This is a genomic window from Sodalis glossinidius str. 'morsitans' (assembly GCF_000010085.1).
GTDB classification, from domain to species: Bacteria; Pseudomonadota; Gammaproteobacteria; order Enterobacterales; family Enterobacteriaceae; genus Sodalis; species Sodalis glossinidius.
In genome coordinates this window covers 2,086,589-2,103,810 of the sequence record NC_007712.1, presented here as the reverse complement: position 1 = coordinate 2,103,810, position 17,222 = coordinate 2,086,589, and the positions used below count along the sequence as shown (strand labels likewise).

Here is a 17,222-nt window from a genome sequence, read left to right as displayed (position 1 = left end):
TTGAGAGGCCTGCGCCGTCTGGACCCGCGCTGCGGTTGATCCCTCGCGTAATGTTACCCATACTTTAATTTCAAAGTACCCTGTCGGCGCAACAGGCGCCGACAAACCACGGGAGGATGCCGACATTATGAAATTATACATCTATGAGCACTGCCCTTTTTGTGTCAAAGCCCGCATGATTTTTGGCCTTAAAAACATCCCCATCGCCCTGGAAGTAATGGCGAATGACGGTGAGACCACCCCTATCTCGATGGTGGGTCAGAAAATGGTACCGATCCTGCAAAAAGAAGACGGCAGTTTTATGCCCGAAAGCATGGATATCGTGCATTACGTCGACCAGCTTGACCGGCGTCCGCTGTTAACCGGCCCGGCCCAACCCAGCCCGCCATCGGCAAATGGCTGAAAAACATGAGCGACACCGCCCAGCGTCTGTTGCACCGCGGTTCGTGCACGCAAGCCTGGAAGAATTCGCCACCGAGCAGGCCCGACAGTATTTCATCAAAAAGAAACAGGCCAGCATGGGGGATTTTGCGCAATTGTTGGAGCACACGCCGGGTTTGGTGAAAAAAATCAGCCAGCAGCTGCGCGAGTTGGATCCGCTCATAAAACAACCCAATGCCTGCAACGGCGAATTGTCTGAAGACGATATTCACCTGTTTCCCTGGCTGCGTTCGTTGACCATCGTCGCCGGTATCGACTGGCCTACCCGCGTCGCCGACTATCGCGATAATATGGCCAAACAAACGCAGGTCAACCTTCTTTCCAGCATGGCACAATAGCCTGCGCGGGTAACGCCCTTCGGGGCGTTGCCATCCCGACCCCGCCGCATTTATGTTATGCTTGGCCGGCCTCGAAGTGAGGACGTAACAAGTATGAGGAAGGAATGAAACAAGGTAAACGCTTTGCGCTGGCGGTCTGCTGCTGAGCGGCTGTAACAAGTTGACGCATTACAGTCTCAGCGAACAAAAAGTGGAAGACCGACTGGGAAGACTTTAGCGCTTTATTCTCTACCTGCTCGGTGAACAATAATCTTGTTTTACTTCATTCCAACCGCTGCCTGGGCGCTAACGGCGGCTTGGAAGATGCCTATTTTTATTGCCCCCCCGGACGGCACGCTGATTCCCTTAAGCGCACTTCCTTGAAAACCTGTTTCGGCGGTTTTTTATGTAAAATTCAGCCCTATCTCATTCCACCCTCAGATGAAATGAAATGAAATTGCCGCAACTGAAATTTCAGTTGTTCGTCCTGACGGCAAGATATAGTTATAGTGCATTAGCGTGAAATATTCTTCACCGCAGCAGTGAGTAAGCGTGAAGAAGACAACATTGCCCTGAGATTTATTTTTACTCAATATGAAATTGTAACTATGACGGCGATTATTTTTAATACTTTCTAGATCATTCTTGAAAAATTATGCTTTGCCGGGGGAGGCATCATCTCTGTTATGTTTGTCGCCCGTTATTTAGGGCCGGCCAACTTTGGCGCCTTTAGCTATTTATTGTCTATCGTTATTCTGATTATGCCTTTTTTTCAGCTCGGGAGTGATAACATTCTTTTCAACCGCATAGCCAAGAACAGATATTCCGGTATGCGGCTAATGACGGCATCAGTAAAGGGCTTTGTTGAATAAATATAACTTTTAGGTGATCGTCTGCTCAGATCACTACCGTCATTTCAACATCTGCACTCCATGGCAAAGCAAAAGTTTAAAATAACCAACTGGTCCACTTACAATAAAGCTCTCAAGCAGCTCGGGGCTCTGACGATATGGCTGGATGAGTCGGCAATTGTTGCATGGACGGAAAAACAACGCCTGAACGGCGTGGCCGGCCGCTTCACTACGCAGATATGGCTATTTAAACTGATGGTGCTGCCGCTAAGATGCCCAGACTACTCGCTGATCAGCAAGCGAGCAATCAGCATAAAAAACGCCGACCCGTGGTGAAATCTCACCTCTAGTCATTGACGGAACCAAATGGAAAGTCCGACAGCATGGTGCCGACAGACGGAGGGTGTGGCGTAAGCTGGATATGGCCGCAGACAGTGTAACGCATGAGATTATCTGTGCTGACTTATCGCTCAGCGGTACGACGGATGCTCAGGCCCTACCAGCTCTGATAAACCAGACCCACCGGAAAATCAGGGAAGCGTCGGCTGATGGCGCTTACGGTACCCGCTACTGTCATGATGCTATGCTGAGGAAGAAAATAAGGCCTCTTATTCCTCCATGAGGTGGGGCGCAATATTGGCCAGACCGATACCATGAGCGTAACTACGTCGTTGCGAATCAGCGTCTAAGCGGCAGTAACGATGTATGGAAAAAGCAACGATCTGATTTATGGTAAGGTATATCACGCCGCCGCCGGTATTTTGCTGATAGGCGCGGTCACTACCTACTTTAGCGTGATGGGCCCCGTGGCTTATCGGGTCATCATCATGAATGCCGGATTTCGTTTTGTTGCGGTCAAGATGCCGCTTATCGCCGTACCCAACATTGTTCTCAACAGCTATCTCATCCCTTATATGGAATAAAAGGAGAAGCATTCGCCACGTTACTTTCAGAATTTTCATCACTCTTCATACTCAACGCCTTCTTTAGAAAAGGCCTTATTACCAGCCAGATATTATTTTCCTACAAGAGTATACCTTTGTTAATTTCTGAGGTTAAACATTATGCTAAATCCAATCGCTAAGTTTCTGCTGGACCTGCTCCATCATCAGCTGAAATATTCGCGGGTTTTAAAAAAATGGCCGAACCTGATTCATCCGACCACCTTTAGCGAGAAAATTACGCTTAGGAACCTGTGGCCAAAATCTATCTACACAGACTTGACGGATAAACATAAAGTCAGAAAATATATTGCCTCCACCATCGGTGAGAAGTATCTCATCAATCTCTATTGTCGCTGCGATGAGCTCACGGAAGACATTTTCGACTCGCTGCCGACGTCTTTTGTCATCAAGGCCAATCATAGCTCCGGCTTCAATCAGGTGGTCTATGATAAATTGTCGATTACCTTTGTAGAATTGAGCGGGACCACTCGGTTTTGGACAAAAAGCAGTTTTTATAAAATGTCGCTCGAGAAGCATTATAAAAATATCAAACCCTGCCTCTTAGTGAAAGAATTGCTGCTGGTGGATGGGCATGTCCCCAACGATATCAAGTTCCACTGTTTTAACCGCCAGGGAGAGATGCACATCTTTATTCAAGTCTATTATGACCGTTTCGGCGTGCACCGTCGGGACGTTTTCGATGAGAACTGGCAGCGCACCGATATTCGCATGGGGTTACAAAACAGTCCGGTGCCAATGGGGAGACCCAAACATCTCGCGCTGATGATCTCGCTTGCCAAACAGATCGCGAAAGATTTTTCTTATCTGCGCATCGATTTTTATGAGGCCAACGACAAAGAATTGACCTTTACCCCCGGCGGCGGACTGTACCGTATCTATCCGGAGGAAATACAGCATAAATGGGATAGCTTCTTCATTGATTAAATAGGCCACCCGACATGCGCTAACACGCAATGGCCCCCTATGCTTGGCGTATTCGCCAAGGAACCGCATAGCCTGCTGATGGTTATAGTAGCGGTCATGCGGTTTCTAACGTTACCCTCTACGGTTCTGAGTCCGCCTTTTCACTGGCCCTTCTCTACCCCGGGTTATTTTTTCCCGTCGTCTCAGGTTAATTCCGGTTGAGGACGACAAGAGCACGATGCACCTTAATTCACTTACCCTTGACCGAGTCGCAACTCCCCGTCATGCGTGCGCAAATAAACGCTCACACCTTAAGCAATAAGTATTTGTTGCCAAAATTATGCTTGACCATACAAGGGTGAATCCCTATAGTAGCGCCCCGTTGACCTGATGGTTAACACGTGGTGAGGTGTCCGAGTGGCTGAAGGAGCACGCCTGGAAAGTGTGTATACACGAAAGTGTATCGAGGGTTCGAATCCCTCCCTCACCGCCAGAATCTAATAAGAAAGCCCGGGTAATAACCCGGGCTTTTTTTATCGCCTAACCGCACCATTAGCCGTAAGCGCTCAGCATGCGCTGACATAGCGCCGAGCGCACACAGTCCTGCTGGCTGAAACGAATGATTGCGATCATATCGTCATCTTCCTGGAACCGTTCCAGCGCATCCGCCAACCCCGATTTGACTCCGCGCAGCAAATCACATTGCGTCACGTCGCCGTTAACGATGACCGTGACATTCTCACCCAACCGCGTCAGAAACATCTTCATCTGATTGACCGTCACATTCTGCGCTTCGTCAAGAATGACAACCACATTTTCAAACGTTCGGCCGCGCATGTAGGCAAAGGGGGCGATTTCCGGACGCAGACAGTACTGCATATAAGGACGACCCTAGCCGACGTAGCAGAATGTCATAGACCGGACGGAAGTACGGGGCAAACTTCTCGGCGATATCACCGGGCAGAAACCCCATATCCTCATCCGCCTACAACACGGGTCGGGAACGATTATCCGCTCAACCTCTTTATGAATTAACGCCTCTGCCGCTTTCGCGGCGCTTAGGAAAGTTTTACCGCAACCGGCCTCACCGGTGGCGAAGATCAACTGTCTGGTTTCAATGGCCGTCAGGTACTGCTCCTGAACCTAGTTACGCGCTTCTATCGCCGATGTATCACGGCTGTCGCGCGCCATACCGATTGATTCAATCCCGCTCATATGAACAAGAGAAGTGACCGAGTCCTCTTCACGCATTTTGTGATTGCGTGACTCGCGACGAATGACGCGTTTTGCTTCACGACGAGCTTTGATCATTGCTTTTTGTCTTCCCATAGTGGCACCTTACAGTTTGTTCACTCTCCACATGGACCAGGCCATGTGATTACGCTTCACATACATATGAGGTTGCGGCTTCCTTTTAAGCCATTGGAGAAGGTAATGGGCCTGTGGCAGGGCTGGATAACGCACGCCGCTGGCGGTCTTTCACCGGGGGTAAAAAGGAACAAAAAAGGTATCGATTAGAGATGACGAACAAAAAACCAGGGGGACAAGGGGTCTCGAAGCGGCATCCGCCGATGCATCGGGGAGTGATTGATAAGGAATGATGTTCAGTATTCAGCCCGTAGCAGGACACTGTCATTAGCGATCCCCATGGTAACCGTGACAACAATACGGTAGAAACGCCGCTTATTGCCTTCAGTATAATGACATTGCTACAGATTGCCGTCACTTTGCAACTTTTTTTCAATGTAAGTTGCCGTTAACCGTGCGTCAAGCTCAAAGGATCCCTTGAGGGAGGGATCAGACGACCCTACCGATTAAGGTCATTAATACTTCCGTCAAGCGTAGGTGACCTAAAACAGGCTATAGCGTGATCGTTGCCGCAAACGGCCGTTAACCATTGATTAAACCTCTCTTTACAGGGTTGCACTAAGTTGCAACATTGGCGATAGTAAGGGCTCATTTGACAGGTGGAACGGGAATAGCATGGGTACAACCACAATGGGCGTAAAATTAGACGATGAGGCGCGCGAACGCATTAAGCAGGCGGCGCGTCAGCTTGACCGCACGCCCCACTGGCTCATTAAGCAAGCAATATTCCATTATCTGGACGCGCTGGAACAAGGTGCAACTCCCGGACTACCACTGCCGGCAGCAGAAGCCGATGACACGCTGAAAGTGGTGAGCGACGAGCCGCGTCAACCCTTTATCGATCTGGCGGAACAAATCTTGCCGCAATCGATCACCCGTGCCGCCGTCACCGCCGCCTGGCGCCGTCCGGAAACCGAGGCGGTACCTTGGTTACTGGAGCAGGCCCGTCATCCGGCACCGATGGCAGAAACCATTCAGACACTGGCCGGGAAATTAGCCAATCAATTGCGCCATCAAAAGCGCAGCGGCGGCCGCGCGGGTATAGTGCAAGATCTGCTGCAGGAGTTCTCACTTTCTTCCCAGGAAGGCATAGCGCTGATGTGCCTGGCCGAAGCGCTGCTGCGGATCCCGGATAAAGCGACGCGGGATGCTTTGATTCGGGACAAGATTAGCAACGGCAACTGGCAAACGCACCTGGGCCGTAGTCAATCGCTGTTCGTCAACGCCGCCACCTGGGGTCTTTTGTTCACCGGCAAACTGGTTGCAACCCATAATGAAGCCAGCCTGTCGCGCTCGCTTAACCGCATTATCGGCAAAAGCGGCGAACCCCTGATCCGTAAGGGAGTGGATATGGCCATGCGGTTGATGGGCGAGCAATTCGTCACCGGCGAGCACATCGGCGAAGCGCTGGCCAACGCGCACCGTCTGGAACAGCAGGGGTTCCGTTATTCCTATGACATGCTGGGTGAAGCCGCACTGACGGAAGAGGATGCCCAGGCCTACCTGCTTTCCTACCAGCAGGCAATACATGCCATCGGCAAAGCTTCAAGCGGCCGCGGTATCTATGAGGGGCCTGGGATTTCCATCAAGCTTTCCGCGCTGCACCCTCGCTACTGCCGGGCGCAATATGAACGCGTCATGGCGGAGCTGTATCCGCGGCTGCTGCGGTTGACTCTGCTGGCGCGACAATATGATATCGGCCTTAATATCGACGCCGAAGAAGCCGACCGGCTGGAAATTTCCCTCGATTTGCTGGCCCGACTTTGCTTCGAGCCGGCGCTGGCGGGCTGGAACGGCATCGGCTTTGTCATTCAGGCTTACCAAAAACGCTGCCCGCAGGTCATTGACGAGCTGATAGACCTCGCCAAGCGCAGCCAGCGCCGCCTGATGATTCGGCTTGTGAAAGGCGCCTATTGGGATAGCGAAATCAAACGCGCGCAAATCGAAGGGCTGGAGGATTACCCGGTCTTTACGCGCAAAGTCTATACCGATCTCTCTTACCTTGCCTGTGCACGCAAGCTGCTCAGCGTCCCGCATTATATTTATCCGCAATTCGCCACCCATAACGCCCATACGTTGGCGGCGATTTATCATTTCGCCGGCCAAAACTATTATCCGGGCCAGTATGAGTTCCAGTGCCTGCACGGCATGGGCGAACCGCTTTATGAGCAAGTCGTAGGCAAAGTCGCCGAGGGCAAGTTAAACCGTCCCTGCCGCATCTACGCCCCCGTCGGAAGCCACGAAACACTCCTAGCCTACCTGGTACGGCGGCTGTTGGAAAATGGCGCCAATACCTCATTCGTTAACCGTATCGCCGACAGCGCCGTGCCGCTGGAGCAATTGATAGCCGATCCGGTACAGGAAGTGACCCAGCTCGCGGTGCGCGAAGGCCGTGCGGGGCTGCCCCATCCGAAGATCCCCCTGCCGCGCGATTTATATGGCGCGCAGCGGCGTAATTCTGCCGGGCTGGATCTGGCTAATGAGCATCGTTTGGCCTCCCTGTCGGCCGCATTGCTTAACGTTGAACACCAAACCTGGCAGGCAGCACCGGTCGTCGTCACCGAGATAGGCGACGGGGCAGTGCAGAAAGTGCTTAATCCGGCGGATCATCGCGATGTGGTCGGCGAGTGCCGGCAGGCCTCCTCAGAGGAAGTGGCGCACGCGCTGGCCGCTGCCGTACATCATGGATCACTCTGGTCTGCCACACCGCCCGCCGATCGCGCTGCGGTGCTAAAAGAAGCCGCCAACCGGCTGGAGACGGACATGCAGCCGCTTATCGGCCTTCTGGTACGCGAGGCGGGCAAGAGTTTCAGCAATGCCGTTGCCGAAGTGCGCGAGGCGGTGGATTTTCTGCGCTACTACGCTTGCCAGATAGCGCAGGATTTCGATAACGACAATTATCGCCCGCTTGGGCCTGTGGTTTGCATCAGTCCATGGAACTTCCCGCTGGCGATTTTCCTCGGCCAGATTGCCGCCGCGCTGGCGGCGGGCAACACGGTTCTGGCCAAGCCTGCCGAGCAAACGCCGCTTATCGCCGCCAGGGCGGTAGCGCTAATGCTGGAGGCCGGCGTGCCTTTGGGAGTATTGCAACTTTTGCCGGGGGCCGGGGAGACAGTGGGCGCGGCGCTAGTCGCAGACCCGCGCGTACGGGGCGTCATGTTCACCGGCTCGACACAGGTAGCCAGACTGCTGCAAACGACTCTCGCTGCACGGTTGGATCCTCAGGGCCGCCCGATACCGCTTATCGCCGAAACCGGAGGACTGAATGCGATGTTGGTGGACTCTTCGGCGCTAACCGAGCAGGTTATCATCGATGTGGTAACCTCGGCCTTCGACAGCGCTGGCCAACGCTGTTCAGCACTACGCCTGCTGTGTATCCAGGAGGACGTCGCCGAGCGGACGCTGCGTATGCTGCGCGGCGCCATGGCCGAATATACGTTGGGCAACCCCGAACGGCTGGCTACCGATATTGGCCCGGTTATCGATTCTAGCGCAAAAGCGGCCATCGACAGCCACATAACCGCAATGCGCGAGCGGGGTTATACCGTCTGGCAAACCCCTGCGGCCGAAGCCGCCGGCGATATCCAGGGCACCTTTGTTCCCTTGACCCTGATCGAGCTCGACAGTATAGAGGCCCTGACACAGGAGGTATTCGGGCCGGTGTTGCATGTGGTGCGCTATCAGCGCCGCGAGCTGGACAGCATTATCGACCAGATCAACGGCAGCGGTTATGGCCTCACGCTCGGACTGCATACCCGCATCGATGAAACTATTCAACGTGTCACCGAGCGGGCGCATGTCGGCAATTGCTACATTAACCGCAATATCGTCGGCGCCGTTGTGGGCGTCCAGCCTTTCGGCGGCGAAGGGTTATCGGGAACGGGTCCCAAAGCCGGCGGCCCTCTCTATTTGTACTGTTTACTCTCCCAACGCCGCGATGATGCGCTATTGCCTTCGCTACAGGCACTGGATGCGGTGCATGCGCCGGATTTCACTCGGCGCGAAATCTTGCAGCAGGCTCACCCTGCTCTGGTCGCCTGGATGGAAACCCACCAGCCAACGCTTGTCGCCCAATGCCGCCACTTGGGCGAGATTTCCCAGGCGGGCAGCGTTCGCCTGCTTACCGGCCCCACCGGCGAACAAAATAGTTACCGGCTGCTGCCGCGCGAACACATTTTGTGTCTGGCGGACCAGGATCCCGACCTGCTGCTCCAACTGGCGGCAATAACCAGCATTGGCGCACGGGCGCTGTGGGCAGAATCGCCGCAGAGCCGGCGACTCTTCACTACGCTGCCCGATTCGGTCAGGCAACGTATCACCCTGCTGGCGGACTGGACGCAGGAGGACGTCAGGCTGGATGCGGTGCTATTCCATGGTGATTCCGATCAATTGCGCAATCTGGCACAAACGCTCTCCAAGCGCCCGGGCCCATTGATAACGGTGCAGGGTAATGCGCGGGGCGACGGCCAAATCGCGCTGGAACGGCTGTTAATCGAGCGTGCTATCAGCGTCAATACCGCCGCCGCTGGAGGGAATGCCAGCCTGATGACCATTGGCTGAGAACGCCTCTTGCGCCTGCGCGCCGGTTAGCGCTGTGTTTTCCGCCGGCATTACCGCAGCGCCTTGCGACGCCTGCCATACGCCCTGAATACTTTGCAGGGCGTATGGCACTGTTGGTCGCTAATCAGCAGACCCTCACAGACCCGATGCAGCTTGCGTGGCTGGCCGCCGCAGGCATGCGCCAGCTGCCATTCAGCCGTTCCGCCATAGGGGCCCCAAAAGCCGCCAGACAACGCGAGATGAATTCATAGCCGCTTTCAAGCGTAAGGGGTGCGAGCTTGACGGGCAGCAGATGACGGCGAAGCCCCTCTCCGGCGCCCAACACCTCCTCTGGGTCTTCGCCACGGGCAACCAGAATCATTTTTACACGGCATGCCCTGTCCGCCAACTGCTTGAACAAGGTGAGAAAGCCATAACGCTCTTCGCGATTCGCCATCCTGTCAACATCATCGATAATCAGCCAGACGGGGGATCGCTGACGCTCTCCCCAGGCATCCAGTGCCACCACCACCACCGCATTATCGTCGATCACCGCCGCGGTCCGCTGCTCTACGGTCTTCTTTCCAAATTTTACGCCGCTGCCCACCAGCGAAAAGTGGGCACCAAACAGCGATTCCTGGCGCCGGTACTGACCGCGAGCGCCGAGCGTGACCGCATGCCTCATCATGGTAAGCAGCGTAGACCCCGGTTCACAGCTGATTCTCACCGGCGGAAAGCGCAGCGCATGACGCCCCGGCGCGCTCAGCGCTTGTTCAAGCAAACGCAATTCCCGCTGCCGGCCACAGAGTCCGCGCGGGTGGTCTACCGGGGTGGAAGGATGCACCACGTGATACAGCCCGGTAAAGAACTCTTATCTCGTTAGCGTATTTAGCATGCCAGCCACTCCCCATAAAAAACAGTAATAACCGATTTCAATATTGAAATACGGTTTTAATAGTATCCTGATATCAGGAGGACCATGATGACATTAGCTGAACTAGTCAAAAAACGCCGGCGCGAGCTGGGTCTGACACAAGTGAAAGCGGCCGCGCTTGCCGTCATTCGCCAGCAATCCTGGGGAAATATTGAGGAGGGCAAAACCAGCAAACCGCGTAATATTGTCGGTATCGCCAGCGCCCTGCAATGCAGTCCCGACTGGTTGATGAACGGGGGCCCTTGCTGAGCCGCGCGGAAGTGGATAGTCGGAAAATCCCGCTGAGATAAATGTCGTGCAGGCGGGCGCATTCGCCGAGAAAGCGCCCATCACCGGCGATGATGGGGACTTCGAGTACATGCTGACCGACATGGATTGGTCGAGCGAGGCATTTGCCCTCAAAATCGAAGGCGACTCTATGGTACCCTCGTTTCACACGGAGATGTCGTAATAATCGACCCCGATATTGAACCGCATCCAGGGGAATTCGTGGTGGCAAAAAACGGCGATCACGAAGCCACATTCAAGAAATACCGGCCGGTCTCGTTCAATGCCCGAGGCGAGCAGGTGTTTGAGCTGATTCCGCTAAACACCGACTACCCCATTTTGCGTTCGGATCACGTGCCCATCCGGGTCATCGGTACCATGGTGGAACATCGTATCTACCGCTGCAAGCGTTGATGGCACGTGGGTGACTACCGTTAGGCGTGCCACCATATCACCGCCTCTGCAAAAGCGCATTTTTGGTCTATATTTAAAGAGTTTCCACTTGCAAAGGACGAGAACTATGTACGATAAAGCCAAAGATAAAGTTGAAGAATTCGCGGGGAAAGGCCAGGAAGCGTTTGGCAAAGCAACGGACGATGATTCTCTGACCCTTGAAGGGAAAATCCGGCAAAAAGCCGCATAAGCGTCTTACACCTTTAACGATTATGTCGACAGCGTTAAAGAGAAAACCAGTAAAGATCCGGTTCCTGCGCTGCTCATTGCCGGTGGGGTAGGCTTCCTGTTGGCAAAAATTCTGGGCTCAAGTCGCCGCTAACACGCTATTACCGACCGTGACACTCGAAAGCATCACCGGCACGCCTGTTGCGCACCGTTTTTTTTATGCCATCAACGTGACACTTTCATTTTTACCCCCAGCCCGACTTGCCTCAGCGCTAGGGTCTTACGCTCACTTTTTAATAGTGCTGTCCGTGGGGAGTTTCGTTACGCCTGCCGCGGTGGCGCTAGCGGCAACGGTGCAGGCGCGCCTGGCGGATTTACGCGCGCGAGAACCGTCATCCTGACGCAAGCCAGGATGACGGAAAAGTTTAGCGGGTCGCACCCGAGACTGCCTGCCCGACAATTTCAGCTTTAGAGGGGATTTTTTTCAAATCGTCCAGGAAAGACTGACACCAATGTACGATGTCGTTTTGCTTGATCACCGCGATCATTTCCTGATAGCGCGCTTTACGCTCGCTAAGCGGCATACTAAGCGCTTTATCCAACGCTGAGGCAACGCCGTCGCGGTCATAGGGATTTACCAGCAACGCCGAGGTCAGTTCATTGGCCGCGCCGGCAAAATGGGATAGGATCAACACTCCGGGATCATTGGGGTTCTGTGACGCGACATACTCCTTGGCCACCAAATTCATCCCGTCGCGTAACGGCGTTACCAGCCCCACCTCACAATGGCGGAATATTTTCATCAGCAGACTGCGTTCATAATGCTGATTAAGATAAAACAGCGGCGTCCATTCCAACGTTGAGAAATGGCCGTTGATACGACCGGCTTCGGTCTCCAGCTCGTGCCGGATATCCTGATACGCCTGTACATCGCCGCGTGACGTCGGCGCAATCTGGAAATAACGGATATTACCGCGATGCTGCGGGTAATTTTCCAGCAGCGTCTCGTAGGCCTGAAAGCGCTCCGGTAACCCTTTGGAATAATCGAGACGATCAACGCTAATAATCAACTGACCGTTCATCTTATCGCGCAGATGCGCAAGTTTTGGCGGTAACGGCCCTTCCGCCAATTCACGGATACTCTCCGGCTCAACGCCTATGGGGTAAACCCGCGCCGTTACCAGCTTGTTGTAGGCCTTGATGCGATCATCATCCAGATCTTCAACCGTGGTCACCAACGCCAGGTTTTCAATGAACGCCTGACGATCGCTTTCCGCCTGAAAGCCCACTAAGTCGTATTCGCAAAGCTTTTCTAACAGCTCCTTACGCGGGGGCAACGCATTGAAGATCTCGGAAGTGGGAAAAGGAATATGCAGAAAGAAACCTATGCGGTTTTTCATGCCCAATTTGCGACAAGCGGCGGCAAACGGCAATAAATGATAATCATGTATCCAGAGAATATCATCTTCATTTACTAGAGGCTTTAAACGTCCCGCCAGCATTTCATTGACCCGACAATAGCCATCATAGTCTTCACGTTGATATTGCACTAAATCAAGACGGTAATGAAAGGCGGGCCAGATAACGGTGTTGGAAAAATTGAGGTAATATTGATCATATTCACTTTGCTTTAGACTAAATGCCGCAAAGGTGATGTTGTCTTGCTGGTTTTTTTCGAGTGGTTCATCTTCTTCGCTTATTTTGCCATTCCAGCCAAACCATAACCCGCCCTGGTCTTTAAGAGAATCCATAATGCCGACGGCCAGACCGCCGGCGCTTTCCTTTTTACCTTCAATAGCCGCTATTCTATTTGATACTACCACTAGGCGACTCATAAACCCTCCCCAACCGATTTTTTGGTTTTAATAGATTGATTTTTTTGTTTTTCTACCAATGTCAGGATCCACTGGTGTACCTGGTCCACATCGTCCAGATGGTAACGGGCAACCGAATTGCCGGGTCCAACTTTAATCGTAATTCCCCGTAACGCATTGACCTGCTTGAAGCCCGCTTCATCGGTGAGATCGTCGCCGATGAATAACGGCGTGCGTCCGGCAAAGGGCGCTTCCTGCATAAATGCCGCTATGGCCGCGCCTTTATCCACACAGGCGGGCTTAAGCTCCACCACACATTTACCGGGCTGTAAAACCAGTTCGGGATAACGCGTTACCACATCCTGCGCCAGCGCCAATATGCTCTCCTGGTGTTGAGGTCCTTGGCGATAGTGCAGCGCGAACGCCACGCCTTTTTCTTCCACATGGCAGCCGTCAAATGCGGTAATGGCCTGCTTTAACTCCTGCGCCAACGCTGCCGCGAGTGGCGCTGACAAAGCCACACGATGTAAATCCCCGCGGGCGTCTCGGCGCTTGGCACCGTGCACCCCGGCGGCAGGTCCGCGCAAGGGTGCGCTCAGCGTATCCAGCTCTGCGATAGGCCGACCTGATACCAATGCCAGCGCGCCGTTAGCGGCGTCGGAAAGCTTGCACAACGCCTCTTTGATATTGGCAGGTATGGTGACCCATTCTGGTCGTGTTTCAATGCCGGCGAGCGTTCCGTCCACATCAAAAAACCAGGCGGTATCCGCTAACATTATCGGCGGTATTGAATCACTTAGTGTCATACCTTCTTATCCTCATTCTGTCCCGCTCACGCGCGCTCTTCACAGCGCATCGTCCAAAATTTCGTTGCTATGCCGACGTCGGGCTGCCCTGACATACCATCGTGAAAGCGGATTTCTAAGGAGTGCAAGAATATGAAGTGAATCCCGGTTTTCGTAATGCTCCTTTAGATGTGCTTTACCAGCACCCAGCTTTCTTTGTCCCGGGACCAGCGACCAGAGAAATGGTGGTCTCCTTAGTCTGGTTCTGGAACCGCCTGAGTCAGGCGGCGGTGATAGCAGAATAAGTATAGTCAGGAAAACCTACTCTGTCATAACCGGGACCGGCGCCCTATTCCACGTACACCCGGTTATTTTTAACATAAAAACAACTAACGGATCACACTTTTATCCCGGACAAGCTTAAATTTATCTTGCAAGCGAATGGCGGTACAACGGTCTTCCTGCACTGACATTGACATTGACATTGACATTGACATTGACATTGACATTGACATTGACATTGACATTATTAGCTAATCAGGGCAACAGGACCAACGGTATGACAGTCGTCTTTTTGACCCGCTTACGGCCGGATGCACGGGTGATATGACGCGATGTCATGTCAATTAATCTTAAGCCAAAAACCTGCCTTGTCCGATGGCAAGTTTACAAATCTCCGCCAACAAGCGCACCGGCACCGGTAGCGCAAAAAAACGCAGAACCAAGTCAATCCCGCTTATTCTTTAACCTAATTGTGGTTAACTATATGAAAAATAATTAAAAAATTTAATAAAAAAGCGTTACAAATCATTTCCATACTTACAGTCAGGTCAAAAAATGCCTGGGAAAATTAATGAATTTTTCTTATGTATAGTTAGTAAAATATGATTTATTATTAAAATTATAAATATACTAATTGATTTCTACATTTAACATTTGATGAGGATCTTCCCCGTACCGACGCGGGAAAATCCCGACGGTTCTCACATGGATGGCGGCATGCAGGCTTTGCCGATTTGTTAAGAAATGGTGATTGATAAAGCACCTTAAGAGTTGTTCGAAAAAATATCGTTGATTAATATCACACATTGTGGTTAAAACATTTGCTATGGACACAAAAAAATAATTCAGAAGTACAGAAGTGATGTGAGGCTTTTGGGCATTTTATCGTTGAGTAAAACGGATAAACGAATCAGGTGAGGGTACGCTATGGCAACGATTATTATGGACTCATGCAGTTATACCCGCCTAGGGCTGACTGGCTTTTTGACCGACACAGGGGTAAAGAGCCGTAATATCAATACGGTAAATGACATTGCACAACTCCAGGCGCGATGCGATAAGCTAAAGCCGGCTGTGGTGTTTATCAATGAAGAATGCTTTATAAATGAACCTGATGCCACCGGTAGAATAAAACGCGTTATTACGGCTCATCCCGAAACGCTTTTTTTCATTTTTATGGCAATGACCAATATCCATTTTGAAGACTACTTGTTCGTGCGCAAAAATCTCATTATTACTTCAAAATCAATTAAGCCTGCCATACTTAATTCTCTGATTGCGGGATGCTGCAAAAACCGCATGACCGAGCACGCGCATTTAACGGGTCTTGACCTTAACCCGGTCCGTCTGAGCCAAACTGAATCTCATATGTTACGCATGTGGATGTCGGGTCAAGATACGATCCAGATTTCTGATAGTATGCAGATTAAAGCCAAGACGGTTTCGTCGCATAAAGGCAACATCAAACGTAAGATCAAAACCCATAATAAGCAGGTGATTTATCATGTGGTCCGCCTGACCGAAACCGTTACCTCGGGCATTTTTGTCAATGCGCGTTGAAATGGCTGCTTAAGTTACTTATCGCCGGCACGGCACCACGTTGATAATGGTGGTGTTCCTGCCGACTGCGCTGTTTTACTATCGGATACAATGGGTTATTTCGCTTGCGTTTCGCCCACAACCGGCTCGACAAATATTCCATCGGGTGAACTGAGTTCATTGAAAAACCAAATACCGGTCGGATAATCGTCAAGCGAAACCAGATACATGACCCCCTCGCTGAACTCTTCTACCGCCAGAATAGTGCCTTCCCGACGTGGCCCGCCGTCCGTTTTAACTGTTACACGATTATGCAGTTTCATGTCTGTCCTCATTACGACTCATTTAGGGGTAGTATAAATGCACTTTTCCCTGAGCTGCCAGCAGGATCGTAATAAAGCATTCCTTCGTGGATGGCAGGTCCCGCTTTCGCAGCCTGCCTACCCATTAAAGCAGGTTCTCCAGAGTGCTTTTTGCCCTCAAGGCGAACTTCAGCAGCACCGGTACCGGTCACACCTTTGCTCGGGCAACCGTTTTATCCACTATACTATTAGGGTCTTTTTCACACTCTTCTGGGGAGACAATCATAGCTTTCGCCAAAGAATGGCTTTGTTGAATAAATCAGAACTTGTGACTACGCCCCCCCCCTAGCAGATCGATTGTTATGCGATCCGGATGCTGTCCGGCATTCCTAACAGCGTCATTTTGTTAAGCACTTTGACCATCGCCATTGCCTCACCTACCTGCGCATCATAGTCACGCAGACTTAGATGATCGCCCATAAGCGTTTTGAACCGGAATATCGCTGTTTCAGCCACTGAGCGTCGATGATAGCCCACTTGCTTTTTCCATACATCGTTACTGCCGCTTAGACGCTGATTCGCAACGGCGTAGTTACGCTCATGGTATCGGTCTGGCCAATATTGCGCCCCACCTCGTGGAGGAATAAGAGGCCTTATTTTCTTCCTCAGCAGAGCATCATGACAGTAGCGGGTATCGTAAGCGCCATCAGCCGACGCTTCCCTGATTTTCCGCTGGGTCTGGTTTATCAGAGCGGGTAGGGCCTGAGCATCCGTCGTACCGCTGAGCGATAAGTCAGCACAGATAATCTCATGCATTACACTGTATGCGGCCATATGCAGCTTACGCCACACCCTCCGTCTGTCGGCACCATGCTGTCGGACTTTCCATTCGCCTTCGCCAAAGACCTTCAGGCCGGTTCCGTCAATGACTAGAGGTGAGATTTCACCATGGGTCGGCGTTTTTATGCTGATCTTAACTGTCTTTGCTCGCTTGCTGATCAGCGAGTAGTCTGGGCATCTTAGCGGCAGCATCAATCAGAACAGTGGTGATAGCCATATCTGCGTAGTGAAGCGGTCGGCCACGCCGTTCAGGTGTTGTTTTTTCCGTCCATGCAACAATTGCCGACTCATCCAGCTATATCGTCAGAGCCTCGCGCTGCTTGAGAGCTTTGTTGTAAGTGGACCAGTTGGTTATTTTAAACTTTTGCTTTGCCATGGAGTACAGATGTTAAAATGACGGTAGTGATCTGAGCAGACAATCACCTAAAAGTTATATTTATTCAACAAAGCCCCA

General features: G+C 52.1%; 13 protein-coding genes, 1 tRNA gene and 4 pseudogenes. 12 read left to right on the top strand and 6 right to left on the bottom strand.

Features of this window, described 5'->3' with window-relative positions; genetic code table 11:
* The first annotated feature begins 127 nt into the window (after positions 1 to 127).
* The 6 genes and pseudogenes from grxB to SGP1_RS11110 all read left to right on the top strand — a co-directional run bounded on the left by grxB (position 128) and on the right by SGP1_RS11110 (position 3,970).
* Positions 128 to 779: pseudogene (gene grxB / locus SGP1_RS11135) on the top strand (glutaredoxin 2).
* Positions 780 to 1,444: 665 nt separating this feature from the next.
* Positions 1,445 to 1,630 (top strand): oligosaccharide flippase family protein, encoded by a 186-nt coding sequence (locus SGP1_RS36380; RefSeq protein ID WP_041866918.1) that lies wholly within the window; start codon positions 1,445 to 1,447, stop codon positions 1,628 to 1,630.
* A 60-nt stretch (positions 1,631 to 1,690) separates the two neighbouring features.
* A pseudogene (locus SGP1_RS27330) lies at positions 1,691 to 2,327 on the top strand (transposase); the annotation flags it as partial.
* Positions 2,311 to 2,532 (top strand): hypothetical protein, encoded by a 222-nt coding sequence (locus tag SGP1_RS11120; RefSeq protein ID WP_041866917.1) that lies wholly within the window; start codon positions 2,311 to 2,313, stop codon positions 2,530 to 2,532. The pseudogene SGP1_RS27330 and the gene SGP1_RS11120, both read left to right, overlap by 17 nt.
* A 141-nt stretch (positions 2,533 to 2,673) precedes the next feature.
* Positions 2,674 to 3,498, top strand: coding sequence for an ATP-grasp fold amidoligase family protein (locus SGP1_RS11115; RefSeq protein ID WP_011411073.1), 825 nt, complete (start codon positions 2,674 to 2,676; stop codon positions 3,496 to 3,498).
* Positions 3,499 to 3,880: 382 nt separating this feature from the next.
* Positions 3,881 to 3,970, top strand: a tRNA-Ser gene (locus SGP1_RS11110).
* 59 nt (positions 3,971 to 4,029) lie between these two features.
* Here the strand turns inward: SGP1_RS11110 and phoH are convergent.
* Positions 4,030 to 4,806, bottom strand: a pseudogene (gene phoH / locus SGP1_RS11105) (phosphate starvation-inducible protein PhoH).
* A 654-nt stretch (positions 4,807 to 5,460) separates the two neighbouring features.
* Here phoH and putA point away from each other — a divergent pair.
* Complete coding sequence (gene putA, locus SGP1_RS11100) at positions 5,461 to 9,405, top strand: trifunctional transcriptional regulator/proline dehydrogenase/L-glutamate gamma-semialdehyde dehydrogenase (protein ID WP_011411072.1); 3,945 nt, start codon at positions 5,461 to 5,463, stop codon at positions 9,403 to 9,405.
* 124 nt (positions 9,406 to 9,529) lie between these two features.
* Here putA and SGP1_RS11095 read toward each other — a convergent pair whose 3' ends face one another.
* Positions 9,530 to 10,231: a hypothetical protein gene (locus SGP1_RS11095; protein WP_011411071.1), complete on the bottom strand. Its 702-nt coding sequence runs from the start codon at positions 10,229 to 10,231 to the stop codon at positions 9,530 to 9,532.
* 132 nt (positions 10,232 to 10,363) lie between these two features.
* Between SGP1_RS11095 and SGP1_RS31965 the strand changes: the two genes are divergently transcribed.
* The 4 genes from SGP1_RS31965 (at position 10,364) to SGP1_RS33320 (ending at position 11,228) form a co-directional block, all read left to right on the top strand.
* Positions 10,364 to 10,567 carry a helix-turn-helix domain-containing protein gene (locus SGP1_RS31965; protein ID WP_243465980.1) on the top strand — a complete coding sequence of 68 codons (204 nt, stop codon included), beginning with the start codon at positions 10,364 to 10,366 and terminating at the stop codon, positions 10,565 to 10,567.
* A gap of 46 nt (positions 10,568 to 10,613) precedes the next feature.
* Positions 10,614 to 10,769, top strand: coding sequence for a S24 family peptidase (locus SGP1_RS33330; protein WP_243465979.1), 156 nt, complete (start codon positions 10,614 to 10,616; stop codon positions 10,767 to 10,769).
* 38 nt (positions 10,770 to 10,807) lie between these two features.
* Positions 10,808 to 10,999 (top strand): S24 family peptidase, encoded by a 192-nt coding sequence (locus SGP1_RS33325; RefSeq protein ID WP_243465978.1) that lies wholly within the window; start codon positions 10,808 to 10,810, stop codon positions 10,997 to 10,999.
* Between the two features lie 106 nt (positions 11,000 to 11,105).
* Positions 11,106 to 11,228, top strand: coding sequence for a CsbD family protein (locus SGP1_RS33320; protein ID WP_166506624.1), 123 nt, complete (start codon positions 11,106 to 11,108; stop codon positions 11,226 to 11,228).
* A gap of 403 nt (positions 11,229 to 11,631) precedes the next feature.
* On the opposite strand, the gene otsA is transcribed toward SGP1_RS33320, so the two are convergent.
* Both otsA and otsB read right to left on the bottom strand, forming a co-directional pair.
* Complete coding sequence (gene otsA / locus SGP1_RS11080; protein WP_011411070.1) at positions 11,632 to 13,041, bottom strand: alpha,alpha-trehalose-phosphate synthase; 1,410 nt, start codon at positions 13,039 to 13,041, stop codon at positions 11,632 to 11,634.
* Positions 13,038 to 13,826 (bottom strand): trehalose-phosphatase, encoded by a 789-nt coding sequence (otsB, locus tag SGP1_RS11075; protein WP_011411069.1) that lies wholly within the window; start codon positions 13,824 to 13,826, stop codon positions 13,038 to 13,040. The genes otsA and otsB overlap by 4 nt, the downstream gene beginning before the upstream one ends.
* Positions 13,827 to 15,014: 1,188 nt before the next feature.
* Here otsB and rcsA point away from each other — a divergent pair.
* Positions 15,015 to 15,647 (top strand): transcriptional regulator RcsA, encoded by a 633-nt coding sequence (gene rcsA / locus SGP1_RS11070; protein ID WP_011411068.1) that lies wholly within the window; start codon positions 15,015 to 15,017, stop codon positions 15,645 to 15,647.
* 95 nt (positions 15,648 to 15,742) lie between these two features.
* Here rcsA and dsrB read toward each other — a convergent pair whose 3' ends face one another.
* Positions 15,743 to 15,949 carry a protein DsrB gene (gene dsrB / locus SGP1_RS11065; RefSeq protein ID WP_011411067.1) on the bottom strand — a complete coding sequence of 69 codons (207 nt, stop codon included), beginning with the start codon at positions 15,947 to 15,949 and terminating at the stop codon, positions 15,743 to 15,745.
* 339 nt (positions 15,950 to 16,288) lie between these two features.
* A pseudogene (locus tag SGP1_RS11060) lies at positions 16,289 to 17,144 on the bottom strand (IS5 family transposase).
* Positions 17,145 to 17,222: the final 78 nt, after the last annotated feature.

Bases quoted from the DNA above. Each gene is read 5' to 3' on its own strand.
- SGP1_RS36380 (WP_041866918.1), top strand. From the start codon at position 1,445: ATGTTTGTCGCCCGTTATTTAGGGCCGGCCAACTTTGGCGCCTTTAGC.
- SGP1_RS11120 (WP_041866917.1), top strand. From the start codon at position 2,311: ATGTATGGAAAAAGCAACGATCTGATTTATGGTAAGGTATATCACGCC.
- SGP1_RS11115 (WP_011411073.1), top strand. From the start codon at position 2,674: ATGCTAAATCCAATCGCTAAGTTTCTGCTGGACCTGCTCCATCATCAG.
- putA (WP_011411072.1), top strand. From the start codon at position 5,461: ATGGGTACAACCACAATGGGCGTAAAATTAGACGATGAGGCGCGCGAA.
- SGP1_RS31965 (WP_243465980.1), top strand. From the start codon at position 10,364: ATGATGACATTAGCTGAACTAGTCAAAAAACGCCGGCGCGAGCTGGGT.
- SGP1_RS33320 (WP_166506624.1), top strand. From the start codon at position 11,106: ATGTACGATAAAGCCAAAGATAAAGTTGAAGAATTCGCGGGGAAAGGC.
- otsA (WP_011411070.1), bottom strand. From the start codon at position 13,041: ATGAGTCGCCTAGTGGTAGTATCAAATAGAATAGCGGCTATTGAAGGT.
- otsB (WP_011411069.1), bottom strand. From the start codon at position 13,826: ATGACACTAAGTGATTCAATACCGCCGATAATGTTAGCGGATACCGCC.
- rcsA (WP_011411068.1), top strand. From the start codon at position 15,015: ATGGCAACGATTATTATGGACTCATGCAGTTATACCCGCCTAGGGCTG.
- dsrB (WP_011411067.1), bottom strand. From the start codon at position 15,949: ATGAAACTGCATAATCGTGTAACAGTTAAAACGGACGGCGGGCCACGT.